Origin of the sequence: Leeuwenhoekiella sp. A16 (assembly GCF_047946675.1) — a bacterium.
GTDB lineage: Bacteria > Bacteroidota > Bacteroidia > Flavobacteriales > Flavobacteriaceae > Leeuwenhoekiella.
Genome location: NZ_CP172313.1, coordinates 3,079,840 through 3,106,610 on the forward strand (window position 1 = coordinate 3,079,840; position 26,771 = coordinate 3,106,610).

Sequence of the window (26,771 nt, forward strand, 5' to 3'; positions counted from 1 at the left end):
GTCTTTAAGGAGTTAGATATCTTTTTCAAGACAAAAGAACGGCTTATATCATCCAATTGGATTAAGTTAGTTTTAACTAAAATTTAAATAGTAAATGGTTTTAGTAAGAAGCTTAACCTAAGATTTACAAACCGTCAGATTTGAAGAAGTTAAGTTAATCCACTTCTACGTTTTTTTTATAAAACATAATAATTAGCTCAGCGTATTTGTTCTATGCTAACAAAGAGGTACTGCATTTTTTGTCTATTGATGATTTTCTAAATACCCATTAATTGCAGAGGGTGCATTTACAGAAGTGAGGTGAGGTCTCAGATACTCACAAAATGTCACAGGCATATGCAACGATGTGAGTTCATTTATACAATTACACATCACTTTTTCGTGATAAAATTATCGATTTTATTGGTATGCGCGTGTTTTTCCGTGAAAAATAAAGACTTTAGAACAAACAGTTGAATGGCCCTGAATGTTCTATTTATGGAAAACCAAATTATCATTTTACCTAAGCCCCCTTCCCATTATTTTTTCTTTCAAAAAGGCCTTCAAAACAGACAGGTTTTTTTGAAAGAAAAAATCAATTCCTTTATCACCTATTAGCGTAGCAGCAGGTAAACAATAGCAAATACTTGTGAAAGAAAAAGAAGTAGGACTAATACTATCAGCCAATTCGGAATCGTTCGAGAGTGCTTAATCCTGTTCAATAGTTCTTTTCGATTTTCATGTTGAGCTGTTTGATCAATGTGTAGTTTTCTAAGATGCTCTTCGATTAACTTTTCAATCTGAGTACTGTCAGCTTTAATAGCTGTGCTTTTAAGGCTTTTTTCAATCATCTCTAAGCGGTTTACTTCTTCCTTAAAGGAGTGTAGCTCCTCAACGAGCAGTTCTGATATTAGTTCCAGTTTGGTCATATTCCAATACCTTTATCGATTACAATTTTTAGGATCTTCTTAGCCACTGCTTTGGCCAGGCTTGGAGCAATAGGCACGCTTCTTCCGGATATAGCGACACTTTTTGCACGGTTGATTGATTTCAGCAAATTACTTGCAGACATCGAACGGTGAACGTCACTACCCTTTATACTTTGTCCTTGGTACTCAAAGCGAAAACCCTGAAGCTGTTTGGATTTATTGATTACCGGAATTACATTAATCTGCTGTTCCCACATCCTGTTGATATAGGTCTGCAGATCTATTGTTCTATCCTGACTAATGGCATTATGATGTGCTTTTTGTATTTCAGTTCGAACCCTACCCAGCTCCAGACTCTTTTCATACTGCACGTCTTTAACCGTTTGAATCCCCAGTTCTCTGGCAGTGCGCTCCGCTGCTAATTGACTTTGCTTTCCAATAAAGCTGTCGTTATATGCCCTACCATTTAGATCGATACGATTGACATAGAGATGCACGTGGGTGTGCTCTTTATCCCTATGCACATAAGCCACTGCCTGGCGCTCCTGTAATTTCATTTGTTGTATAAAGGTTTTGGTAAGTTCTCCAAGTTCCCAGTTGCTAAGATTTTCTCCATCACGAACCGTTGGGCTTAAAATAAAGCTCAAGGTGTTGCGCTCACAGTTTTGATTGAGCTCTTGTACGGCTTTAAATTCCTGAGCGATTTTTTCTGCAGTTTCTCCAACGATTAGATCACTATAAACCTGCTCAGCCTCTTTCTCCTGATTATTGCCATATCTTAAAGCGCCAAGGGTACTAGATATGGAACTTCCTTTGCCAATCATTTGAGTATAGTTTTTAAATGTTTCTTGATTTCTTCAGCGACCTGAATAACTTCCTGACTGAGCTTTGGGTTTCCTTTTTTATACATATTCCCAATCCGTTTAAAATTGTTGTGATACTTCACTAGCATTTTATAGGTATCCATATGCTCTTCATTCATACGCTCGGTGATTTGTTGTTCCATTAAGCTATTTCTGCAAAATGCACTTAAGGAAGAACCCGCAGCTTTAGCTTTGATCTGCAGCAATTTTTTCTCATAAACGCTGCATCTGAATTTGATAAGTGCTCGTTTCATCGTTTGTATTTTTTCTTTGCAACCATCGGGAGCAAAGCAAGATTGTGGCCACAGCCACACATCTTGCCCTGCTTTCCAGAAAGCAGTTTTAATTCGTTTTCATTAGCCAGGCATTTAAGTCTTTTTCAGCTCTATAGAACTCCGATTTATCGATACAAGTTGAAGTTGAATTCAAGAAGAAAGCTGTGGTATCTCTTCCAGCTTCATCATTATCCAAATACAGTTCAACAATTTCATAATGATCATAATAGGGGAGTGCTTTATCTGCAAAAGCAATGGAGTTTAAAATCAGAAAATCAGCTTCGCGTTTTATATTTGGATAGATTGTAATCAGCGATAACAGATCAAACATACCTTCCAGAACCATTAAATTCTGAGACTCATTTTTGATCCAGGTCAGATCTTTTGGAGAGCTGGACGATTTAAAATATTTATTTCGGAGTTCCCATCCTCCAGAATAGTTTTTAAGCCCAATGGCGAAACCATATCTATCATTAATCGTATAATGAACCTCTTTACAAAATTTCTTCCCTGCAATCAGACTGATTTTCCGTTTCTTCAAATACTGTAATAAAGCTGGATGCTGAATGCGCTTAATGTATTTGATTTCAATTCCAGATTCCTTGAAATTAGTTTCCTGCTGCATTGAAAGGTTGTCATTCCCTGTTTTGATTTGAGCTAAGATTACTAATGCATCACGCACGGATACTTTTGAAAGGGCACAAACCAGATCGATACAGTTGCCGCCTTTACCCAATCCGTGATCGTACCAGCAGTTTAATTTTTTAGATACTTTAAAGGATGCTTGGGTTTCTGACCGCAGGGGACTCAGAAACCAAGCTTCCTTTTCCGTATTGCGAGAGGGATAGTGTCCTAAAAATCCCAGCGCCTCTACGATGGGGATTTTTCGGGCTCTTTCACACGATATTTCTTTTTTTTTCATCTGCGTTCTATTTTTAGAAAAAAAATGATGATTTGATGACAAATCCTGTTAAGCCTTATAAACAGTAGTCTTAACCTGTCATCAAAAATTCATCGTTTCATCATTTTTGCTTTTTTAAGCTTCGTTTTTGTCATCATTTATTTTTTTGATGACAGTTTGATGATAAAATGATGACAGCTTCAACCCTTGTAAACAGTGGGATTGTCATCATCTGTCATCGTCTCATCAAAATTTTGGTCCAGAAATTCCTTTTTCACGGTAAAGAAGCGGCCTTTAGCCTCTATCAAATTGATAGAACCATCAGCCCAGATTACGAACTTTCGATATTGATTGGAGTTGGGTTGATTGGTCAATTTCCATTCTACCTTCAATAATTTACGCAGTTGTGTAAGATCTGTTTTGATTCGAGTTTTATTCAGTGCATTTAAAGCATCTAACGGACAAAAATCTACTTTCTCTAAATCAAACTTTTCAAAGACACCCATAAGGATACTGGCCAATTCTTTTTCTACCCGGTTTCTATTGTTTTTTACGAGTCTGGAAAGCGCAGCAGTTTTTATCTGCCCAGGGGTAAACCACATACGTGTTTTGTGAGTGGTACTTAGCTTTCGGTGTGACAGGAAGAATAAGAAAGCCGGGATTTCAGCAATAAGCTGCTCTAAAAAGTTGGTATGCTCCTTTTTGATTGATGGTACTTTCAACACCCAAAAGCGGGTTTCATTAGCATCTATCTTTATAAAGTTATCTTCATTGTTACTGCAGAGAATAAATTTGCCAAAGAATTCTACTTCGCGCTTATCTTTTCCTTTAGCTTCCAGCTTATTGATATTTGTGGTACTCAGGTATTTGATACGTTCGGTGAGCTCTTCTTTATTGAAGAGTACTTCATCAATACAGATGAGCAGTTTATTTGCCCAATCGGAATTAAACTGACTACTGAAACTGTCGTTGGTCAGATAAGTGAGGTTATTCTCAAATATACTTTTAAGCCATTTTAGAAAGGTGCTTTTACCGGTAGAACGTTCTTTGGAAACCAGGCAGAGAATAGGGAGAACCTGAACTGGTTTTGTATAAAGAAGCTGTAAATAATCCAATCCCAGTTGTAGTTGATTACCAAATATGTGATTTAAAAATTTAGTAGTAGTATCAAAAGCCCCCTCATGGGGTAGCTTACTAAGTGGGGAATAGATGTTATAAAATCCTTTGTACTCCTGTTTAAAATTGATGTGATTCGGAATACAGGTAAACCCATCATACTTAGGTATTTTGTTCAGATAGGCTTTTCCGTGATCTTGTTTGATGGTCTCAATATTCCAATGAACAAGAAACTCATTAAAATGTCCGGCAATAGTAGGAGCGGCGACCAACTTATAATAGGTGGTGCCGACCTTTTTATAGGGTATAGCTTTCATAAATGATAGTATTAATAGTGAAGAGAAACCCTGATTCGGATAAAATCAGGGTTTAAAGGACCCTAGCGTTTCTTTAGGGTATAGTTTAGTGCTTCTTGTTTTATCTGCGAAGGAGATTTGCGCTGATTCTTCAGGAGCCATTTATTGAGCAGGTCTATATCGAAGTAAATAAGTTTTCCTCCTGGCTTGCTATGTGGGATATTTCCTGTTGAAGTTAGTTTATATAAATAGCTCCGCGAAATACCTGTATAGTCACAGGCTTCATCAAGGGTGAGTACTTTTTTCTGAGCTAGTAAAAGCGATTCGATTCGCTCCAGCCTTTCGTCTAAATCAATAGTGTTCATCGTATTCGATTTTAAAGTGAATAGAGAACAAAGCGCTTTGTTTGTGTTTGTTAGAATTCTAAAATTAAAAGTAGAGCTATGATTAATTAAAGTGTTGTTTTTAAAGCAGTATTTATTCACAAATAATTAGAAAACAAGCCTCTATACCATTTGATTTCAGATCATATCAAATGATTACAAATAGAATTTTTACATGTTCATGAGCATAACAAATACTGCTAAAATAAACGCGTGAGAGCGACTTTACCGTAAGTTATTAACAGGTAAAGTTTTAGATTTCCAATTTTGGGATCAAATAGGCCGCTTCTTTTTTCTTGTTGTCTACAATTTTAGCATAGATCTGAGTGGTGCGAATTTCTTTGTGTCCAAGAATTTTAGAAACGGTATAAATATCTGCTCCGTGCTCCAGTAAAAGTACAGCATGGGTATGTCTGGCACTATGAAAAGTAATGTGTTTGGTGATTCCGGCACGCATGCACCAACGGAGTATTTCTGCGTTAAAGTGAGCGCCATATTTCAAACCTTGAAATACGCGTGTGCTTCCAAGCTTTCGGCTACCTAGAATATTCCGTGCCTGTTCCGATAAGTATTGGTATTCTTGCGCGGCAGTTTTTTTCTGCTTGAATACCAGTCTGGAGCCGTCTTCTTCATCCCGTACTTCATCCCAGGTAAGTTTATTTATATCACTCCAGCGCAATCCGGTAAGACAACTAAATATAAAAGCATTTTTCAGTATTTGATGTTTGCAGTAAGCTTTTACTAAGTTTTGCAATTCTTCATACGTGAGATATTCACGAGTGGTCTCGCCCATAGCAAAACCTTTTACAGTAGTGGCGTAATTACGACTGGTATAGCCATCGTCAAAGGCTTGGCGTAAAGCAGCCTTGAATTTATTGTAATAGGAGTATTTAGAATTTTGGGATAATAGGGTATTCGATTTAGTCTTAGCTTTTTTGTTTAGGTATTTCTTAAAGCCTAGTACAAATTCTTCATCTAAATCCTCAAATGTAACATTCTTGTTTTTACAGTAGTTCTCAAGGTGATTTTGAGCTGCATCCCAATTGTCATAATTACCTTTACTCTCGTAGCGCTCTTCTTTCACCTTATCATAATAGGTGAGAAATAATAGTTTACCCTTGGATCTGTCTTTGATTCCATATTTTCCCTGAGCATATTCGGCACGACGAATAGATAGTATTTGCTCTGCCCTTAATAGAGTTTCTTCATTTTCTTTTTTTTCTGAAGCATTTTTTGGATTAATATGCAAATACTCCTTAAGATATTCGAACTCTCTATTATGAATTTGCTTTCCATTCTCATCTAACGCACTGCCTTTATAATAATCAAGGTAGAGGCTATACTTTCCCGAAGCTAATTTTTTCTTTCGAAGTTTTATTTTCATAACCAACTAATTTTCATAAAGATAAAAAAATCATTCTTCGAGATACATATTATGCACCTCAAAGTTTTAATTTTAACATCGGGGTACATATAAGATACATAAAAGGAGTAATAATAGTCTTATTAAAGAAAAATTGAAAAATAAAAAAAGGGCTGAAAAGCCCTTTGAATAAAGAAGTTTGATATTAAATGATATTAATTGAAATCAAATAAAATCTTCTGTTTATTTTCCAATACAAAAATTTGCAAAGATATTCCCCAGCAATTCATCATTGGTGACTTGCCCTGTGATCTCTCCAAAGAAGTATAGTGCTTCTCTTATGTCGATTGCCATTAAATCTGAAGAAAGGCCGATGTTGATTCCTTCTTGTACTTTTTCTATTTCCTGTAGCGCTTTGAGTAAAGCATCATAATGACGCGAATTTGTTACGATTGTTTCGTTATTGTGTAGCGCGCCAGTATTTACAAAATCGAGCAAAGCATTTTGCAATTCTTCCACCCCGATTTTTGATTTGGCTGAAATTAGCAATGTGTGTGATTTCTCGTTACTGCTCGAAATGGCTTCCAGATCTTCTTGTAACTGATCACGTTGCTCTGGGCTTAGTTGGTCAACTTTATTGGCTACAATAAGCAAAGGTTTTGCCGGAAATCTGTTTTTGATCTTTTCAATTTCTAATTGAAATTCTTGTAGTGCATTCCCTTTTATGGATCTGCCGGAGAATGAGGGGGCGGCATTTAACAGATAGACTACCACCTGCGCCTGACTTATTTTTTCGAAAGTTTTTTTTATTCCCAATCCTTCAATTACATCAACGGTTTCGCGTATACCGGCTGTGTCTATAAACCGAAAACCAATACCATCAATAGATATCTCGTCTTCAATCGTATCTCGTGTTGTTCCTGCGATATCACTCACAATTGCGCGTTCTTCGTTAAGCAAAGCATTAAGCAAGGTAGATTTACCTACGTTTGGCTCGCCAACAATGGCAACAGGAATACCGTTTTTGAGCACATTGCCGGTGGCGAAAGAATCGATGAGACGTTTAAGTACTTTTGTGATTTTTGTGATCAATTCCTGAAACTGATCGCGATTAGCGAACTCTACATCTTCTTCGGCAAAATCTAGCTCGAGTTCTATAAGGGAAGCAAAATCGAGTAATTCCTGCCTTAAAACGGCTATTTCATTGCTAAAACCTCCTCGCATTTGCTGCATGGCGAGTTGGTGTGAAGCTTCGTTATCACTCGCGATAAGATCTGCAACAGCTTCCGCCTGGCTGAGGTCCATTTTGCCATTGATGAATGCACGTAAGGTAAATTCGCCAGCTTTCGCCGCACGGCATCCTTTTCGCAAAAGCAATTGTAAAATTTCCTGCTGTATATAATGACTGCCGTGGCATGAGATTTCTACCGTGGGCTCGCCGGTGTAAGAGCGTGTTCCTTTAAAAATTGATATAAGAGATTCATCAATAATGCGCGCACCATCTACAATATTGCCCAAATGCAAGGTGTGGCTGGGCTGCCCGATGAGTTTCTTATTGCTTTTAGCTTTGAAAACAGAATCTACTATCGCGATAGATTCTGGGCCTGAAACTCGTATTACCGCAATAGCACCTGCGCCGCCTGGAGTTGCTAATGCTGTGATTGTGTCTTGTATCTGCATAGGGTCAAAATTACAAAATATGCAATGAGATATTACCTAACAATTGTGCATTAAAAAATCCCTTACAGAACATGCTGTAAGGGATTTTCAACTAACTAACCAACTAAAAAATCAAACTAATCAAACAATTTAATCCATCAACAGGATTTAATCTCTTTTACGTTTTCTCTCACCGTACTCTACGTATGATTTACTTTTCTTCTTCATATTTACATGATGACCGTTGTGATCACCTTTGTATATTTTATTGTTCATCTTGATATTACCAATGCGAACAATTCTGCCTTTTTTGTATTTTATATTAGAATTACCTACCCGAGCGATCTTTCCGTTTTGTTTGTAAAATAAAGGAACATTTCCTACTTGTATTAGACGTCCTGCACGGTCATATCTTACATAACCCGGTCTGTAAATTTCTCTTTTATTGATGACTACAGATTTATTGCTGTGTATCTCTTTTACAGATCTGCGCCCTATATTTACAGAAGAGCGCGGCATATTAAAATCTACTGTTCCGTTAGGGTAAATAAGAAATTCGATTCCGTTTTCGATAACCGCTACTGGAGCAAAAGGAGAATGCGATTTTACCTCAATATTAACCGATTTTTGAACTGTAGGAGTGGTTTTTGCCTGCGCAGCTGCTCCTATAAGAAACAAGGCTGCTAAATAAAGTACTTTTGTTTTCATAACTACAAATTTTACGGATAACCATTTTTGAAAAAAATTATCCTGGTTTGTATTAATGAGATTCCAAAGCGTGTGCCAAAAAATAAAAATCCAGATTTATCAGTTTAAGATGAATCTGGATTTTACAATTTAAAAATCTGGTTTTTAAGACTAAAAATCGGTTATTTTGGTCGAAAAATAGACTAAATATTTTTTCATTTTCAGAACGAAATTGCTCTAAAATTTCTCTTTTAGATAGTTTCCGGTGTACGATTTTTCGTTTTTAGCTACTTCTTCAGGAGTTCCTGCGGCGATTAAATTACCGCCTGTCTCACCACCATTAAGACCAAGATCAATAATATGATCTGCGCATTTTATAAGATCCAGATTATGCTCTACAACAATTATAGAATGACCTTTCTCAATTAAAGCTTCAAAAGAAGCCAGTAGTTTTTTAATATCGTGAAAATGAAGTCCTGTTGTAGGTTCGTCAAAAATAAAAAGCGCCTTATCTTTTGTCGTACCTTTCACAAGAAAGGAGGCCAACTTAATACGCTGCGCCTCGCCGCCAGATAGGGTAGAGGAGCTTTGTCCTAAAGTTACATAGCCCAGACCAACGTCTTGTAGCGGTTTTAATTTACGCGTGATCTTGTCTTGTTTGTGTTTATGGAAGAAAGCGATTGCATCATCAATTGTCATATTTAAGACGTCATCAATGTTCTTTTCTTCAAAAGTAACTTCAAGCACTTCCTTTTTAAAACGCTTACCGTTACAGGTCTCACACTCCAGATGAACATCTGCCATGAATTGCATTTCTATGGTAACTTCGCCTTCACCTTTGCAAGTTTCACAGCGGCCGCCATCTACGTTGAATGAGAAATGTTTGGTCTTGAAATTGCGAATTTTACTCAGTTTTTGATCTGCGAAAAGCGATCTGATATCATCATAAGCTTTTATATAAGTCACAGGATTAGAACGGGAAGAGCGACCAATAGGATTTTGGTTCACAAATTCTACACTTTTTATCGGGTCATATTTCCCTTCAATACCTGTAAATTGGCCGATTTTCTCCCCATAACCTCCGGTTTCTTTGAGCATGGCGGGATAAAGCAATTTCTTAACCAGCGTACTTTTACCACTTCCTGAAACTCCGGTTACTGCGACGAACATTCCCAAAGGAAAACGCACGTCAATATTCTTAAGATTATTCTCACGAGCGCCAAGGATGTCTACATAATATTTATAGTCACGACGCTTTTCAGGTACTTTGATTTGTTCTGTGCCATTAAGATATTTCGCCGTAAGGCTGTCACTTTTTAAAATCTGTTCATAGTTTCCTACAGCTACTACTTCGCCACCCAGAGTTCCCGCTTCAGGACCAATATCTATGATCTCGTCTGCGGCTTTCATGATGTCTTCGTCGTGTTCTACAACAATAACGGTGTTACCCAGATCGCGCAGATCAAGAAGCACATCAATGAGTTTTGCAGTGTCTTTGGGATGCAGGCCAATGCTAGGCTCATCAAGAATATACATAGAACCCACAAGGCTGCTTCCCAACGAAGTTGCAAGATTTATACGCTGAGATTCACCACCGGAAAGTGTATTTGATTTTCGGTTTAAAGTAAGGTAATCAAGACCCACTTTAGAGAGAAACTCAAGTCTGCTGGTAATTTCCATGAGCAAACGTTTTGCAACCTGCTGGTCATAATCTGAGAGTTGAAGATTTGAGAAGAAATCTGCTACTTTATTCAGCGGAAGCGTAACCAGATCTGTAATTGTAGTGTCGCCTACTTTTACATAATTAGCTTCCTGGCGCAGGCGTTTGCCGTTACAGGTTTTACATTTTGTTTTTCCGCGGTAACGCGAAAGCATAACCCGGTTCTGAATTTTATAAGACTTAGATTCAAGGAACTCAAAAAACTGGTTTATACCTTCAAAAAACTGGTTTCCACCCCATAAAACCTCCTTTTGCTTATCTGTAAGTTCGAAATAAGGTTTGTGAATAGGAAAATCAAATTTATACGCGTTGTTCACCAGTTGATCCCGATAATAGCTCATGCTCTCGCCACGCCATGGGAAAACAGCATTGTCGTAAACTGAAAGCGCCGTGTTCTGAATGACGAGATCTTCATCAATCCCAATCACATCGCCATAACCTTCACAAGTAGGGCAGGCACCATATGGATTGTTAAAACTGAAAAGGTGCACATTTGGCTCCATAAAAGTTATTCCGTCAAGCTCAAAACTATTGCTAAAGACACGTTGCTCGCCGGTTTCCATTTTTTCAATAATGGCTTCGCCTTTACCTTCAAAGAAAGCGGTTTGCACAGCATCTGCCAGCCTATTATAAAAATCTTCATCATCGCTTTTTACAATACGATCTACAACCAGGTAAAGCGTGTCACTGTCTTTAAGATTTGTTGCTTCATCTATGCGTAACACATCATTATTGACCTTGATACGGGCGTAACCCTGCTGCAAAAGAATGTTTATTTTCTCTTCTATTTTTCGGCCTTTTTCAACCGATATTGGTGCCAAAAGGAGCAGTTTTTCACGGTCTTCAAACGATTTTACGTAGTTAACAACATCTGTGACCGTATCTTTTTTTACTTCGTTACCAGAAACCGGAGAATATGTTTTGCCAATTCTGGCGAAAAGCAACTTTAAATAATCATATATTTCTGTAGATGTACCAACGGTAGAACGCGGGTTAGTCGAGTTTACTTTTTGCTCTATGGCAATTGCCGGTGCAATACCTTTTATATAATCAACTTTAGGTTTGTTTAATCTGCCTAAAAATTGTCTGGCATAAGAAGATAAGCTTTCTACATAACGGCGTTGTCCTTCTGCATATAAAGTATCAAATGCAAGACTTGATTTACCAGATCCTGAAAGACCTGTAATGACTACTAGCTTATTACGAGGTATAAGCGTATTTATATTTTTAAGGTTATGAAGTTTTGCCCCTTTTATAATAATATTCTCTTTGGGACTTGCGGTAGATACGTCTATATTCATAGCAGATATTAAAACTGCTGCAAAGATAATTTATATGAATGATACGCAACTTAGAATTTGCCTAACGTCCTGTTAATGTTAAAATTGTTTACACCATTTTTTTATTTGGAATGAAAGTTGTTATATTTACCCCATTGTTAACATAATCACAACGCCTATAGCATAGTATTACTCTTTTAGATTTAAAAAACATGGCTCAATAGCCATAAAACCTACAAAAGTGATACTATGAAAGATGTGTTAATACCTGATGCGACCCTAGTCAGTAACTACATACAGGGTGAGGAGCAGGCTCTCTCAGAATTGATATCGAGGCACCAGCAACGTATTTACAGTTTTATTTACTCAAAAGTTTACGATAAAGATATCACAGAAGATATTTTTCAGGATACCTTTATTAAAGTCATCCGTACTTTAAAACGAGGTGGTTATAATGAAGAAGGTAAATTTTTGCCTTGGGTAATGCGTATTGCTCATAACCTGGTAATTGACCATTTTAGACGTAACAATCGCATGCCTAAGTTTGATAACTCTGGTGAGTTTAGCATTTTTTCAGTTTTAAGTGATTCTGGTCTTAATGCTGAAAAGCAAATCATAAGAGATCAGGTAGAATGTGATGTGCGCAGACTTATAGAAGAATTACCAGAAGATCAAAAAGAAGTTCTTGTAATGCGCATCTATAAAGAGATGAGTTTTAAAGAAATTGCAGATAATACAGGGGTAAGTATTAATACGGCTTTAGGCCGAATGAGATATGCCTTAATCAATTTGCGAAAGGTAATTGACAAGCACAACATAATTTTAACAAATTAATGTAAACTAAAATGCCATAAGGTGCGTTTAGAAGTATATTATCTTTAAAAACGTAATAAATGGCACACATTTACTCTGAAAAACAATCACAGAAATGTGATGAAATGAAACCTAAAAAAGAAACAATAGATTTTCTACTGAATTATTCAAAGGCTTTAAGTGTTATGGATTATAAGTATGGGAAGTTTGAAGCCCTTCTCAATTAATTATTGAAAAGTCCGCTAATTTATTTTAGCGGACTTTTTTTATAATATTCTTTCAGTACACTTTTACGGCCTATTGTGGCTGTGATAATATCTTTGTTTAGATTCCACCCGCGTGCCGGGCTGTATTGCCTGCCGTACCAGATTATTTGCAAATGCAGTTCGTTCCATATAAATTCTGGAAATAAGCGTTTTGCATCTTTTTCTGTCTGCACAACATTCTTACCATTGCTTAGTCCCCATCTGTACATTAATCTTTGAATATGGGTATCTACAGGAAATGCCGGAATATTAAAAGCCTGAGAAACCACAACACTTGCCGTTTTATGACCCACAGCCGGTAGTTCTTCCAGCTGCTCTATAGTTTGTGGTATCTGCCCATTATACTTTTCTATAATAATTTGAGAAAGACCGTGAATTCCTTTGGCCTTCATAGGCGAAAGACCCACAGGTTTTATAATATTTCTTATTTCGTCTACAGACAATTTTACCATATCATAAGGATTATCTGCAACCTCAAACAGCAGAGGCGTAATCTGGTTTACTTTTACGTCTGTACTTTGAGCACTCATTAAAACTGCGATAAGCAACGTGTAAGGATCTTTATGATCTAAAGGAATAGGTATTTGAGGATATAAGCGCTTTAACGTATCAATAACAAATGTAACCTTCTCGGCCTTGGTCATTTTCTTTACTTTTAAGGACAACAAAAATACATATAATGAATACATTAAAAGAAGGTGATCAGGTTCCTGATTTTACAGCTGTAGATCAGGATGGAAATAACATATCATTAAGTGATTATAAAAGCAAGAAGCTGGTGGTTTTTTTCTATCCTAAGGCGTCTACACCCGGTTGCACAGCAGAGGCATGTAACTTACGCGATAACTATAAAGAATTGCAGGACGCGGGTTATGAATTATTAGGCGTGAGCGCAGATTCCCGAAAAAGGCAAAATAGTTTTAGAGAGAAATATGAGTTTCCTTTTCCATTACTGGCAGATGAAGATAAAACGGTAATAGACACCTTTGGCGTTTGGGGGCCCAAAAAATTTATGGGTAAAGAGTACGACGGTATTCACCGCACTACCTTTATTATAGATGAGACCGGCAAGGTTGAGAAAGTAATAGACAAAGTGAAGACAAAAGACCACGCTGCACAGATAATAGCGTAACGACATTGCCATATTAGATTTAAAAAAAAGAGCCTTTATTGGGCTCTTTTTTGGTTTAAAACCATTGTTATTAAAAATGAATCTAATTATTAATGATGACCTAACCTTTATAACATAACGGTGAACTTAATTTAATCAAACAGCCATATTCACATAACGAGTTTTCAATAGGCGGGAGATAGATTTGTGGTACTAACTATAAACTTAATATTATTAGAAATGAATACTTTACGAAAACTTGTATTGCAAATTTTTCTTTTTTCGTCTATTGGCGCTGTTTTTACCAGTTGTGATGGAGAAGATGGAATGGACGGAATAAACGGCGTTGATGGTACAGATGGTACTGATGGCGTAGATGGTCAGGACGGTGCAGATGGAGAAGATGGCTCTGATTTTACACCAGAACCGGGACTTTTTTCAAACAAATCTAACTTAGATCCTTTAGTGGCAATGATGCCTCAATTTAATTATGTGAAAGCTTACTCTTTATTGAGTTCTTCAGACACATTAAGCAATGATTTTAAACTGGTAGGCGCTCAGGATGGTGCTGGTCTTCTTAAAGATCCTAACAGCGATGGTTACATTTATGTAGTAAATGCAGAAGACACATATGCTGTATCTCGTATTATGCTAGATAAAGATCTTACACCATTAACAGGTGAGTGGTTACTTAACTCTGGTGTTGCAGATATCGCACGTCAATGTTCTGGTACTATGTGGGAAGCTGCTATTCACGGTGGTTCTCAGGATCTTTTCTTATCTGCTTCAGAATCTATTAATTATGATGTAAAGGGAATTGATCCTTATATGGATCCTACGCCAACTGCAGACTTTGGTTTAGATGCTTTAGGTGAATTCTCCTGGGAAAACGCCGTGCCTTTACCCCAAGGAGCTTATGCAGGCAGAACTGTAATTATAGGAGGTGATGATGATTCTAGCGGTTCGCAAGGTCAGGTGATCTTATATTATTCTGAAAACGGAGATGCCGATTTAGAAAATGGAAAAATCTACGTTTTAAAACTGAAGCAAATTTCAGATGGTCTGGGCGGTGTTGCAGATGTTGTAGATGGAACTATTTATAATGAAAGCAGTCTTGATTTTAAAACTTCATACGACGTTGAGTTTGTAGAAATACCTAATGGGGCAGCTATGACTGTAAGCGAGATGGAAGATGCTTGTGTAGCTGCAGGTGCTAGTGCTTTTATGAGAGTAGAAGATGTAGATTATCAAAAAGGATCTGATGACAATGCTAAAAATGTTTATTTCGCTGTAACAGGAAGAGGTCCGGGTCAGGGTACTTATAACGATTGGGGTACAGTTTACAAACTAGAACTTGATGACGATTCACCACTTACTGGTAAGTTAACTCAGGTGATAAGCGGTAATACAGATACTAACAATATGGATGGTAATCTTGCCTCTCTACAAAGTCCAGATAATATATGTGTGACAGAGAATTTTGTATACTTCCAGGAAGATCCTAACTCATTCTCAAGAAATCACGCTGCATATATCTACCAGTCAGATTTAGATGGTAATAACATAGGCGTAGTTCTTGAATTAGTTATAAGACAAGACCTTGCAATCAATGGCAGCACTGGTTACAGTGGTGAGTTTGGGGCGCTTACAGATGTTTCTGAAAAAGTAGGAGTACCGGGAACTTTTATGCTAAATCTTCAACCGCATTATTGGGAGAACAACACATTTAGAGGCAGAGACGGTCATAGTTTACCAGATGATCAGGAAGACAGACAAGGCGGGCAAATCGTTTTATTACAAGGCTTACCAAGATAATTTAGAAAAATAATTCTTTTCATGAAAGACCTCCACAACCTGGAGGTCTTTCCTTATTAATTAAAAAATCATAAAATGAATAAGGGTTATTTCTATCTTTTTTTAATCTCTGTACTATTCTCGGTCTCTTGTAAAAATGGTGAAAATTATCAGGATAATTCAGTTGATATTTCTGCTAACTGGGAGGCTGCAAAAAGTATTTATTTTGAGAGTATAAATAAGTCAATAGCATATTTAGATTCTTTAAAAGAAATATCGGTTTCAGATAAAAAGGCAACGACCTACTTTATAAAAGCACGTCAGGAATTTAAAAAGGCAGAACCTTTTGCTTCATATCTATATCCAGAAGTTGGTCACAGAACAAATGGCCCGGCGCTGCCCATTTTCACAGATGATACTCAGCGGGTGCTAAGCCCTACCGGACTTCAAAAAATGGAAGAATCTATTTATGAAGGTGAAGTTAGTGACGCTACTTTTAAGAGTGAACTTGAGAGTACGCGGGGGTTAATGGATGTATTGCGAAAAGGAATCGATAAGCACGACCTCGACCCACAACGGTTTTTTATTGCGACGCATCAACAATTACTGCGCATAATTAGCCACTCTATCTCTGGTTTTGATACGCCTGTGAGCCATCTGGGGTTAAAAGAAGCAGGAATTTCATTGCAAAACCTTCTTGATGTTTATAATGCTTCAATTGCTGAGGTAATTAAGAAAAACAATTCCGATTTAGATAAAAGCTTTCGCGAAAATATAGCAAAATCTACCGATTTTATAGCTAAAAACACCGATTTTGACAGCTTTGACAGATATACTTTTATTCGTGATTATGTAAATCCCGTTACTCGAGATTGGGTGTCCATTCGCAAGGCCAGCAATTTGTGGGAGGGCGTAAACAACAAGCCTTTTAATTTTGACGCGCCTACTTTTTTTGAAGAAGATTCATTCAACGTTGCATTTTTTACTCCGGCAATAAACCGAAACCCCACAGAGAAGCAGATCGCTCTTGGCAAAAAATTATTTTTTGATCCTAATCTTGCGAAAAATGGAAAAATGGCTTGCGCTACCTGCCATATTCCAGAGCAAGCATATGCTAACGATTTAGCTTTAAATCTTGACAATCTTGGGGAACCCTTGCAACGCAATACACCTACTTTAATCAATTCAGTTTATCAGCAGGCCTTCTTTTGGGATGGAAGATCAGGAACGATTTTAGATCAAATTTCATCGGTTTTCACTAATAAACAGGAGTTTAATTCTAGTGTTCATGAGTTTTCTGATGCGATTCTTCAGGATACCACCTACGTTAAATTATTTGATGAAGCGTATGGCGGAATTTCAGCTAAGAATACCAATGTCATCAAAGCGATATCTTCTTACATTTCCACCTTGAGTGCATTCAATTCAAAATTTGATAAAAATATAAGAGGAGAGGAAGATACTTTCACTGCTCAGGAAAAGGAGGGTTTTAATCTTTTTATGGGCAGAGCGCTTTGTGCTACTTGTCATTTTATGCCACTAACTAATGGAACGGTTCCTCCGTTTTTCTTAGATAGTGAGAAAGAAGTTATAGGCGTACCAGAAACAGCGCAGAATAAAAAGTTAGATGACGATCTGGGCTTTTTCTGGAAATATGAAAAAGAATTACAACGCGGGATGTTTAAAACACCCACGGTGCGCAATGCTGCAGTGACAGCGCCTTATATGCATAATAGTATTTACAGTGCGCTGGAAGAAGTAATAGATTTCTACAATTCTGGTGGAGGAGGAGGTTTGGGATTTGATCTTGAATTTCAAACATTACCTTTTGATGAACTCAATCTAACTAATGAAGAAAAGGCAGCTTTAGTTGCTTACATTAAAACCCTTACAGATACAGATGTAAAACCTTATAAAGCTCAAATTTAGTTTATAAAAATTGGGTTTTTGGCTCAAAAATCGGCCTGAAATACTATAAAATCAGGTAAAATAAAAAAGCTCTGAAGAATATCTCCAGAGCTTTTCGTTTTAAAATGGTTAGGTTAATATTTAATATCCAGGATTTTGAGTAAGTGTAGGTTGACCGTCTGCACCAATACTCAAATCAATTTGCGCCTGAGGTATAGGATAATATTCACTTTTACCGGGAATAAATCTACCACCTCTTACGTCTGTTGTTATATTACCCTGATATTCAAAATATGAATTAAGGGTTTCTTCTGCTATTCCCCAACGTACAAGATCAAAGAATCTGTGCCCTTCCATAGCAAGTTCTAATTTTCGTTCAAAATAGATAGCTTCTAATGCATCTTGCTGAGAACCAAATTGAGCAGCAGTATAAGGCTCAATATTATAATTTGCAGCATTTTGATTTTCATCAAAACCACCCATAGGATCAGATTCATCTAAATATTTTTTAAGGAATCCTGCAGGGTTGGCTGCTCTTTCACGCACTCTGTTCACATATTGCATGGCAGTGGGCAAACTTCCTGCTTGCGCTTCTGCTTCTGCTGCCATTAAAAGAACATCTGCAAAGCGAATGATATGCACATTTATCGCAGTACCGGGTGCCCAAGAGCTTTGGTCTGCATAAATATCTTGTGTAGCCTGATAATAGATATTCTTTTTAGGAGCGTATGGCCCACCATAAGTTTGCTCACGTACCCAAGCCATACCCGGGTGATTTCCCCAATCATGATAAGGAATTCCTCTTCGGCCAATAGTCCAGTCTGCTCTGGGATCAAGAGAACCAGTATATGGTGTGAAAGGTTCTGTTGACGTTATACCCATATCATTTTTAACAGGATTGGCATTGTAGTTCTCCAAATATGGAAGACCTGTAGTTTCATCTGTTTTGTATGAATTCATAAGATCCTGTGACGGTTGATAGAAACCACAACATCTAAACGGACTGTTGTATGGGAAATTTAATTTTCCTCCCTGATTAGAGTTTGTTATTGTCGATGTACCATCATTTGCCACCATCTGAATGTCGAAAACAGTTTCAGCATTGTTTTCTGTTGCAGCGTCAAAGTTATCTTTGAAAATAGGAATTAAATCATATTTAGTCCCTGCAGAGTTTACTCCTGAAGTGATGACGGTATTAAGTATATCTCTGGCCTCAGTGAATTTCTTTTCAAATAGATAAGTTTTACCTAAATAAGCACCGGCAGCCCATTTGTTTGCTCTACCAAATTCCCCTTGTGTTGCAGGAAGATTCTCGTAAGCAAACTGAAAATCTGCTTCGATCATTGGCCAAATATCAACATTATTGGGTTGCTTAGGATCTTCAGTATTCTCATCAATCCAAGGCACCATATTAAACATTTTCTTGAGTTCAAAATAATAATGACCTCTTAAAAAACGTGCCTGGCCTGCAATATTATTACGTTCAGCATCAGTAAGATCTTCCACGTTCTGCAGAATACTTAATGTATTATTACACCTCGCTATACCTTCATAAACAGCTTTCCATTTTGTATTATAGAAACCATTAGAAGGGTTAGAAATGAATTTTACGATCTGGTCAATTGCAGGTTGATCCCCACCAAAGCTACCTTTACTGGCTTCTCCACCGGCAACCGTACCATAAACCCAATCATCTGGAGCGGCTTCCCAGGGGCCACCGCCACCTAATGCATTATCTGCATCTTGTTGCCCATCTAAGGCTCCATAAGCTCCCAAAAGGAGTTTTTGCACACCATCTTTGGTAGCTACCACATCATCACTTAGTTCACCTAAAGCAGGTTGTTCTATAAAATTATCTGAGCAGGAACTTAACAAGAGTGTTGCCACAATTGGGATATAAGTACTGCTTATTTTTTTTATTATGTTCATTGCTTTTATTTTTTGTTTCATTAATTAAAAGGAAAGATTTAATCCTAAAAGTAGTTGTCTCTGGTTAGGATATGCTCCTTCATCAATACCAGTGTTTACAGCACCACCACCTGCGATCTCAGGATCAATACCAGAATAATTAGTAATTGTAAACGCATTTACCAATTGAGCATAAACTCTCAATTTTGATATATTAACTTTTTCTAACATGCTGGGTGGTAAAGAGTATCCTATTTGCATTTGTTTAGCTCTTAAATAAGAACCATCTTCTACGAAATAAGAGTTAGGTACATCTGCAAGGCTAAAAGAACCTGTTGTTTGTTGTATGGGCGCGCTGGCGTTCATATTTGTAGGCGTCCATGAGTCATACAAGGCTGTACTACTCTTAGCACCTATAAAAGAACTGTAAAAGTCTGTCCACCATTTTACCTGATTCCAAATGTCATTACCCTGAGAACCGTATAAGAACATGCTAAAATCCCAGTTTTTATAGGTCAATTCCAGATTTAGTCCATATGTAAAATCAGGGTTAGGGTCGCCTATGAAGGTACGATCTGCATCTGTAATTTGATCATCCCCATTTATATCTGCATAGCGGAATCTACCTACAGCAACATCAGATTGATAAACTGAATTGTTATCTCCTGTTGCTGCAATTGCAGCAGCATTAGCCTGATCTATTTCGCTTTGAGAATCCCAAAATCCTTCTGTTTGATAGCCAAAAAACTGACTTAAAGAATGACCTTCTGCATTTCTAATGATGTTACTTCCGTTAAAACGACGTCCTTCAGCATCAAAATGGTCAATACCATCTGCAATACTTACGATCTCATTGCTATAACTCGTGAAAGTAACTGTTGTATTTAGACGTAAGTCATCAGACAAATTAAAATAAGTGGAAAGGTCTATATCAATACCGCTGTTTTTCATCTGACCCACATTTTGAAATGGTACTGTTGCAGTACCTACAGTAGCAGGAAGACTGGGATTATATAGAAGGTCTTTGATGTCTTTTCTATAATAATCTACGCTTAACTGAAGTGTATTATTAAATAAAGTAGCGTCCAGACCAAAATTTGAATCGGTATCCTTTTCCCATTTAGCATCGGGATTTCCTATTCTTGACTGTCTAAAACCTTCTGCAATTGTATTGTTAGAACCTGAGATGTCGTAATAAGAATTCAGGTTATCACCCCCAAAAGTTGTAAAACCGTTAGGCGGATCTACGTTGATCTGGTTACCTCTAACACCATAACCACCACGTATTTTAAGATCATTAAGCCAATCTATTTCAGGCATGAAGCTTTCGTTCATTATATTCCATCCCACACTTACCGCAGGGAACCAGCCGTATTGTTCATTTAGAAAGCGAGATGAACCGTCACGTCTAATAGTGGCACTTAACAGATATCTATCGTTAAAATTATAGTCTACTCTACCTATAAGAGATGATAAGGCATCTGCATATTTCAAGCTATAATTGGTTTGTGTACCAGAACCTGTATCAAGAGTAACATAATCTGGATCAAAAGAGAAATAACTTTGTGTTGTACCACCTACTTCACGACCTCTGTTCTGGTAAGCTTCTGTACCTACTAATACCGTTAAGTTATGTTTGTCGTTGAATGTATTTTTATACTGCACCGTATTCGTCCATGTCCAGTTATAATTTGTAGCTGCAGCTTCGGTGTAAGAATTAACCGTTAGGTTTTCAGAGTTTTCATATTCAGGATAAGCAAATGAATTGAAACTGTTAGTATAATACTGGCCACCAAAACTAGTTCTAAATGTAAAATTCTTGACGAAATCTATTTCAGCAAAAACATTTCCAAAAAATCTGCTAGAAACTCCTCTGTTATTTCTTCTCCTATCTGCAATAGCTACCGGGTTTTTAGCATTTCCTAAGTCGGAACCAAAAGAACCTGCATAATTTCCCATAATATCATAAACCGGAATAATAGGTAATTCGCGATAAGCCATACCAATTACACTGCCTTCTGTTAAAGCATCAATTGTAGGATTGTCACGTACTGCAAAACTTATATTTTGACCAACTCTAATTTTATCGGTGATATCGTAAGTAGCATTTGCACGTATAGTATAACGTTTGAGATACGTATTTTCAATAGTTCCTTGTTGGTTAAAATAATTTAATGAAAGAAAATAACTACCTCTGTCACTACCATTACTTACAGATAGGTTGTGACTGGTTATGCTGGCTGGACTAAAAATTTCCTGAAACCAGTTTGTACCTTGCTTATTAGCTTCTACAATACGATAGAAATTATTTACATCTGCTGTGTTTGTGTATTCAGGATTTACATTATATAAGGCCTCGTCTACTGTCATTGCTCCTACAGGCGCAATATAATTTGGTAAAACAGCATCAGGACCGCTACCATATTGACTATGGTTTATGGCTGCTCCCGGATTAGTATTTCTAAGTGCCAGAAAGGTAAGATCTGCAGTTTCCTGAGAGGATAGAATATCCCACGGATTTCCGCTCTGTACCATTTGCATACCAAAATAAGAATCATAATTAACTCTCATTTTACCTTTCCCTTTTTTGGTTGTGATAATAATAACTCCATTTGCAGCTCTTGCTCCATAAATAGAAGCAGATGCAGCATCTTTTAATACCTGTAGACTTTCTATGTCATTAGGATTTATGTCTGCAATGTTATCTGTAGGAATACCATCTACTACATACAGCGGACTGTTATTACCAAATGTGTTAGCTCCACGTATTTTAATTTGTGGTGCTTCACCCGGTTGTCCACCACCGGTTATTGTAACCCCTGAAACTCTACCTTGTAATTGGTTGGTTATCTGCCCAGATGGTTGCTGTACCATCTCATCTGTCTTAACAACAGATATAGCACCGGTTAAATCTTGTTTTCTCTGTGTTCCATAACCTACAACTACAACTTCTTCAAGAGCGGCTGCATCTTCGGCCATAGATACATCGATTGAGTTTTGAGCTCCTACAACGATTTCCTGAGTGGCGAAACCTACGTAACTAAATACTAATGTTGCCCCGCTTTCTGCTGAAATTGAGTAGTTACCATCAAAATCTGTTTGTGTACCTGTCGTGGTTCCTTTTACTAAAATACTGGCTCCCGGTAAAGGTGCGCCATTATTGTCTGTAACAGTACCTGTAATGGTGTTCTGCAGCACGCCCTCTTCATGTGCTACTTTAACCATTTCAGGACTTGCTCGAACCAACTGGGTGGCTAAACAAATCATAGAAAAAAGACCTACCTTAAGAAAGGTGAGGCCTGTTCTGGATTTTAAATACTTGTAATCGCATTTTTGATTCATAATTGTTTGATTAGGTTAATTTAACTTGATAAGAATTGAAAATACATTGGTTTAAAACGGCGGGTTAAACGTTAACAAAAACCAAATTTCTATAGTAATATTAAAAAAATTATCAGCACTAATAACAATCATATGCAACTTTTTTACAAAAAGGATGCTTTATTTTTGCTATTAACCTATTTAAATCTAGGTATAAATGTTAATGTCTAAAATATACAATGACCCTTTTGAGAAAATGAAAATTCCTAGTAAAATCTTATGAAAAACGCGGTTCTGAGACGATAAATCGCACTGTTTTATTATGGTCTTAATAGTGAGGTATTTATGAAAAAATGAGGATATTTATGATAAAATATCATTTAATGGAAAAAAGTAAGTCGAAATATGTTAGGAATATAAAATAATCAAAATGTTATACTAGTAATCTAAACAGCAAAAATTTATGCATAGACACATTACATTAGGTGAATTTATTATAGAAAATCAAAAGGATTTTCCATATGCCAAAGGAGAATTAAGTGCTCTTTTAAGTTCTATTCGTTTAGCCGGAAAAATGGTAAATCAAGCTATTAATAAAGCCGGTCTTTCCGAAATTTTGGGTAAAGCAGGGCAGGATAATATACAGGGAGAGGAGCAGGCTAAGCTTGATGTAATGGCAAATGATGTATTTATTAGCACCTTGCGAAGTAGAGGAGAGATTTGTGGTCTTGCCTCAGAAGAGATGGAAGATTTTATGGTATTTGATGACGATATACATAAAGAAGCTAAATATATCGTCTTGATAGATCCGCTCGATGGCTCCTCTAATATAGACGTTAATATCACTGTAGGAACGATTTTTAGTATCTACAGGCGGATTTCTAAAGTGGGCTCTCCCATAACTATAGACGATTTTCTACAGCCAGGTATTAACCAGGTTGCCGCTGGATATTTAATCTATGGTACTTCTACAATATTAGTTTATACTACAGGTAATGGGGTAAACGGTTTCACTTTTGATCCGGGAATTGGATCTTTTTTTCTATCACACCCCAATGTGAAATTTCCGCCTACAGGTAAAATATACTCAGTCAATGAGGGGAATTATATTCATTTTCCTGATGGCGTTAAGAAATTTATTAAATGGATGCAGGAGCTTGATGAAAGTGACGGGCGCCCATTCACCTCCAGATATATAGGATCTTTAGTAGCAGATTTTCATCGAAATATGCTTATGGGTGGTATTTATCTCTACCCAACAGGAACCACTTCACCTAAAGGTAAATTACGCCTGCTTTATGAATGTAATCCTATGGCTTTTTTAACTGAACAAGCCGGTGGGAAATGTACCAATGGTACTGTAAGAATTATGATACTGCAACCCAACGAACTTCATGAACGCGTTCCTTTTTTCTGTGGGAATAAAAAAATGGTTGAAAAAGCAGAAAGTTTTCTGGCAATGAATTCTTAAAGCAGTCGTAAAGCAAGGGTTTGTTAAACTGTGTTAACACAAGAGAAAATAATCAGTGTTGAAATTTTCTTACAATTAAATTCTTGTAATTTTAAATTCATACCCTACAAATACGCTTGTAGAATTACCTGAGGGTAGTTTTACAAGCTTAAAAATGATTTTGATGAATTGGGAAACTAACAACATCCATATCATAAGGGAACTATTTGTCTACTTTTTAATAGTAGCAACTATTATTTTAGGCCTTGTCATTTTCTTCACCATTTTCTACGGGTGGAAATACAGGCGCCGTCCTAATGCTGAAACTCCCACTCAGGATCATGGCAGCAAACGCTTTGAGATTTTAATGATAGGAATTGCATTCACAATAACCTCAGTCTTTTTTGTACTTACGGTAAACGGAATGAACCAAATTCAGAATATTCCAGATAATCCTATTCCCGATATTATAGTTACAGGACATATGTGGTGGTGGGAAGCAGAATACAGGGCAGATAGTATAATAACCGCTAACGAGATTCACATCCCAGCTAATAAGAAGGTTTTGATGCAATTTAATTCTGACGATGTGATACACAGTTGGTGGATTCCAAAACTTGGCCGTAAGATGGATCTTGTGCCGGGATATGACAATTACATGTGGCTTCAGGCTGATGAAGGTGAATACTGGGGCACTTGTAGTGAGTTTTGTGGTGCGCAGCATGCACTTATGCGTATTCATATAATTGCAGATAGTGAAGATGATTTCAAAATCTGGAAGTCATCCCAGCTAAAACCTCCCCCAGCGACCCAAAATCCACTTTTTGAGACCGGAAAACGCCTTTTTCAAGAAAAAACCTGTATTAACTGTCATTCTGTAAACATTCATGATAAGGAGCCTGCTATTGGTCCTAATCTCGCTCATTTTGCAAGTCGAAAATATTTTTTAAGCAATATAGAATTGAACACAACAGAAAACCTATACGCATGGATCAAAAATCCGCCTGCCGTAAAACCAAATACCCAAATGCCCTTTTTAGCCTTGACAGATAAAGAAGTAAATGCTCTGGTATATTACATAAAAACTTTACGATGAGTCTATTTGTAAACATAGCCGAGCCTGATAAAACATTGCCTTCAATAAAAAATGATAAGGACCGCCTATCGTGGTTATCTTCTGTAGATCATAAGCAAATTGGTATTATGTATTTACTGTTGTCTTTGTTCTTTTTCATACTTGGCGGACTTGAAGCGATGATCATACGATGGCAACTCGCTGTACCAGAAAATGATTTTGTATCTCCAGATTTTTACAACCAGATTTTCACCATGCATGGTACAACCATGATTTTTCTGGTTCTCACTCCGGGTTTAATAGGTCTGGGTGTTTATTTGATCCCGTTGATGATTGGGGCTAATGAGATGGCATTTCCGCGGTTGAACGCTTTTAGTTTTTGGGTAACATGTTTTGGTGGCTTGCTGTTGTATTTTAGTTTTTTTGCAGGAGGAGCACCCACTGCCGGTTGGTTTAGTTATGCCCCCTTAAGTGAAAAGCCGTACTCGCCCACCACCGGTATAGATTATTATATTCTGGGTCTCTTGCTTACAGGAATAGGTAGCATTGGGGCGGCACTTAATTTTGTTGTGACTGTACTTACCCTAAGGTTGCCGGGCATTAAATTAACCATGTTGCCCCTGTTTGTATGGATGACCTTTATTAATGCATTTCTCATTTTAGGCGCTTTTCCTCTTCTTAATGCAGGTCTTGTCATGTTGCTCATAGACAGGCAGCTCGATGCTTTGTTTTTCTTACCGTCTTCCGGAGGTTCTGCTATATTATGGCAACATTTTTTTTGGTCTTTTGGTCATCCGGAAGTATATATTTTAATACTTCCTGCTTTTGGAATAATCTCAGAGGTAATACCAGTGTTTTCACGAAAACCGATATACGGCTATGTCTTTGTAGCTGCATCTACTGTGGCGATCGCACTTCTTTCCTTTGGCGTGTGGGCGCACCATATGTTTGCCGTTGGCATGACAAATACTGTAAACGGTTTTTTTGCCGCAAGCAGCTTTTTAATTGGCATACCTACCGGTGTAAAGGTTATAAACTGGATAGGGACAATGTATAAAGGATCAATACAGCTTACAGTCGCTATGACTTTCGCGCTGGTTTTTCTAATTAATTTTACAATAGGAGGGCTTAGTGGAGTTTCATTTGCCATTGTACCCATAGATTGGCAGTTAACAGATTCTTATTATGTAGTAGCTCATATTCATTATGTTTTTCTGGGTGGTTCAGCCTTTTCCATTTTTGCGGGTATTTATTACTGGTTTCCTAAATTTTGCGGGCGTCATCTTTCAGAAAAGCTGGGGCAGTGGCATTTGTGGCTCTTTGTAACAGGTTTTAATATGACCTTTTTACTGCAACATATATTAGGAATATTAGGTATGCCACGACGTATATATACTTATTTGGACTTACCTTATTTTGAAAGCTTAAATATGATATCAACCGCGGGTGCTTTTCTCATGTTTGCAGGAGTAGCAGTTTTTCTCTACAATCTAATCATAACCATGCGTAGCAAACCTACAGCAACGTCAGATCCCTGGGACGGCTGGACGCTGGAATGGGCAACCGCATCACCGCCGCCATTGAAGAATTTTGATACGCTCCCTGAAGTACATAGCAGAAGGCCACTGTGGGATTTAAAAAACCCTGATAATAAAGATAAAAGACTTAATTAAG

21 protein-coding genes are annotated in these 26,771 nt (G+C 37.3%); 8 read left to right on the forward strand and 13 right to left on the reverse strand.

Annotated features, from left to right (window positions below):
* Positions 1-593 precede the first annotated feature (593 nt).
* From ACH3O9_RS13430 to uvrA, 10 genes are all read right to left on the reverse strand, one after another.
* Complete coding sequence (locus ACH3O9_RS13430; protein WP_416441285.1) at positions 594-908, reverse strand: DUF6730 family protein; 315 nt, start codon at positions 906-908, stop codon at positions 594-596.
* Positions 905-1,732, reverse strand: a complete 828-nt coding sequence (locus tag ACH3O9_RS13435) for a relaxase/mobilization nuclease domain-containing protein (protein ID WP_416441287.1) — start codon at positions 1,730-1,732, stop codon at positions 905-907. The genes ACH3O9_RS13430 and ACH3O9_RS13435 overlap by 4 nt, the downstream gene beginning before the upstream one ends.
* Positions 1,729-2,025: a mobilization protein MbpA gene (mbpA, locus tag ACH3O9_RS13440; protein WP_416441289.1), complete on the reverse strand. Its 297-nt coding sequence runs from the start codon at positions 2,023-2,025 to the stop codon at positions 1,729-1,731. The genes ACH3O9_RS13435 and mbpA overlap by 4 nt, the downstream gene beginning before the upstream one ends.
* Positions 2,026-2,113: 88 nt before the next feature.
* Positions 2,114-2,968 carry a toprim domain-containing protein gene (locus ACH3O9_RS13445; protein WP_416441291.1) on the reverse strand — a complete coding sequence of 285 codons (855 nt, stop codon included), beginning with the start codon at positions 2,966-2,968 and terminating at the stop codon, positions 2,114-2,116.
* 179 nt (positions 2,969-3,147) lie between these two features.
* Positions 3,148-4,380 carry a primase-helicase family protein gene (locus ACH3O9_RS13450; RefSeq protein WP_416441293.1) on the reverse strand — a complete coding sequence of 411 codons (1,233 nt, stop codon included), beginning with the start codon at positions 4,378-4,380 and terminating at the stop codon, positions 3,148-3,150.
* A gap of 62 nt (positions 4,381-4,442) precedes the next feature.
* A complete protein-coding gene (locus ACH3O9_RS13455) occupies positions 4,443-4,724 on the reverse strand; it encodes a helix-turn-helix transcriptional regulator (protein WP_416441295.1) in 282 nt (93 codons plus the stop codon).
* Between the two features lie 271 nt (positions 4,725-4,995).
* Positions 4,996-6,126 (reverse strand): site-specific integrase, encoded by a 1,131-nt coding sequence (locus ACH3O9_RS13460; RefSeq protein WP_416441297.1) that lies wholly within the window; start codon positions 6,124-6,126, stop codon positions 4,996-4,998.
* Between the two features lie 222 nt (positions 6,127-6,348).
* Complete coding sequence (gene mnmE / locus ACH3O9_RS13465) at positions 6,349-7,785, reverse strand: tRNA uridine-5-carboxymethylaminomethyl(34) synthesis GTPase MnmE (protein WP_416441299.1); 1,437 nt, start codon at positions 7,783-7,785, stop codon at positions 6,349-6,351.
* 147 nt (positions 7,786-7,932) lie between these two features.
* On the reverse strand, positions 7,933-8,472 hold the full coding sequence (locus tag ACH3O9_RS13470; protein ID WP_416441301.1) for a hypothetical protein: 540 nt from the start codon (positions 8,470-8,472) through the stop codon (positions 7,933-7,935).
* A gap of 216 nt (positions 8,473-8,688) precedes the next feature.
* Positions 8,689-11,472, reverse strand: coding sequence for an excinuclease ABC subunit UvrA (gene uvrA, locus ACH3O9_RS13475; RefSeq protein ID WP_416441303.1), 2,784 nt, complete (start codon positions 11,470-11,472; stop codon positions 8,689-8,691).
* A gap of 228 nt (positions 11,473-11,700) precedes the next feature.
* Here uvrA and ACH3O9_RS13480 point away from each other — a divergent pair, with 228 nt between their 5' ends.
* Positions 11,701-12,285 carry an RNA polymerase sigma factor gene (locus ACH3O9_RS13480; RefSeq protein ID WP_416441305.1) on the forward strand — a complete coding sequence of 195 codons (585 nt, stop codon included), beginning with the start codon at positions 11,701-11,703 and terminating at the stop codon, positions 12,283-12,285.
* Positions 12,286-12,344: 59 nt separating this feature from the next.
* On the forward strand, positions 12,345-12,491 hold the full coding sequence (locus tag ACH3O9_RS13485; RefSeq protein WP_416441307.1) for a hypothetical protein: 147 nt from the start codon (positions 12,345-12,347) through the stop codon (positions 12,489-12,491).
* A 20-nt stretch (positions 12,492-12,511) separates the two neighbouring features.
* On the opposite strand, the gene ACH3O9_RS13490 is transcribed toward ACH3O9_RS13485, so the two are convergent.
* Positions 12,512-13,174: an endonuclease III domain-containing protein gene (locus ACH3O9_RS13490; RefSeq protein WP_416441309.1), complete on the reverse strand. Its 663-nt coding sequence runs from the start codon at positions 13,172-13,174 to the stop codon at positions 12,512-12,514.
* A 35-nt stretch (positions 13,175-13,209) separates the two neighbouring features.
* On the opposite strand from ACH3O9_RS13490, the gene bcp reads away from it, so the two are divergent.
* The 3 genes from bcp to ACH3O9_RS13505 all read left to right on the forward strand — a co-directional run bounded on the left by bcp (position 13,210) and on the right by ACH3O9_RS13505 (position 17,364).
* Complete coding sequence (gene bcp / locus ACH3O9_RS13495) at positions 13,210-13,662, forward strand: thioredoxin-dependent thiol peroxidase (protein WP_416441311.1); 453 nt, start codon at positions 13,210-13,212, stop codon at positions 13,660-13,662.
* A gap of 219 nt (positions 13,663-13,881) precedes the next feature.
* Positions 13,882-15,456, forward strand: a complete 1,575-nt coding sequence (locus tag ACH3O9_RS13500; RefSeq protein ID WP_416441313.1) for a hypothetical protein — start codon at positions 13,882-13,884, stop codon at positions 15,454-15,456.
* Between the two features lie 75 nt (positions 15,457-15,531).
* The gene (locus tag ACH3O9_RS13505; RefSeq protein ID WP_416441315.1) at positions 15,532-17,364 is read left to right on the forward strand and encodes a cytochrome c peroxidase; all 1,833 of its coding nucleotides are present in this window, start codon (positions 15,532-15,534) and stop codon (positions 17,362-17,364) included.
* A 120-nt stretch (positions 17,365-17,484) separates the two neighbouring features.
* Here the strand turns inward: ACH3O9_RS13505 and ACH3O9_RS13510 are convergent, their stop codons facing one another.
* Together ACH3O9_RS13510 and ACH3O9_RS13515 are read right to left on the reverse strand one after the other, a co-directional pair.
* Positions 17,485-19,272 carry a RagB/SusD family nutrient uptake outer membrane protein gene (locus ACH3O9_RS13510; protein ID WP_416441317.1) on the reverse strand — a complete coding sequence of 596 codons (1,788 nt, stop codon included), beginning with the start codon at positions 19,270-19,272 and terminating at the stop codon, positions 17,485-17,487.
* A gap of 24 nt (positions 19,273-19,296) precedes the next feature.
* On the reverse strand, positions 19,297-22,593 hold the full coding sequence (locus ACH3O9_RS13515) for a SusC/RagA family TonB-linked outer membrane protein (protein ID WP_416441319.1): 3,297 nt from the start codon (positions 22,591-22,593) through the stop codon (positions 19,297-19,299).
* 442 nt (positions 22,594-23,035) lie between these two features.
* On the opposite strand from ACH3O9_RS13515, the gene fbp reads away from it, so the two are divergent.
* The 3 genes from fbp to ctaD all read left to right on the forward strand — a co-directional run bounded on the left by fbp (position 23,036) and on the right by ctaD (position 26,770).
* Positions 23,036-24,043, forward strand: coding sequence for a class 1 fructose-bisphosphatase (gene fbp / locus ACH3O9_RS13520; protein ID WP_416441321.1), 1,008 nt, complete (start codon positions 23,036-23,038; stop codon positions 24,041-24,043).
* Positions 24,044-24,206: 163 nt separating this feature from the next.
* The gene (coxB, locus tag ACH3O9_RS13525; RefSeq protein ID WP_416441323.1) at positions 24,207-25,118 is read left to right on the forward strand and encodes a cytochrome c oxidase subunit II; all 912 of its coding nucleotides are present in this window, start codon (positions 24,207-24,209) and stop codon (positions 25,116-25,118) included.
* Positions 25,115-26,770 carry a cytochrome c oxidase subunit I gene (gene ctaD / locus ACH3O9_RS13530; protein ID WP_416441325.1) on the forward strand — a complete coding sequence of 552 codons (1,656 nt, stop codon included), beginning with the start codon at positions 25,115-25,117 and terminating at the stop codon, positions 26,768-26,770. Before coxB ends, ctaD begins: the two co-directional genes overlap by 4 nt.
* Position 26,771: the final 1 nt, after the last annotated feature.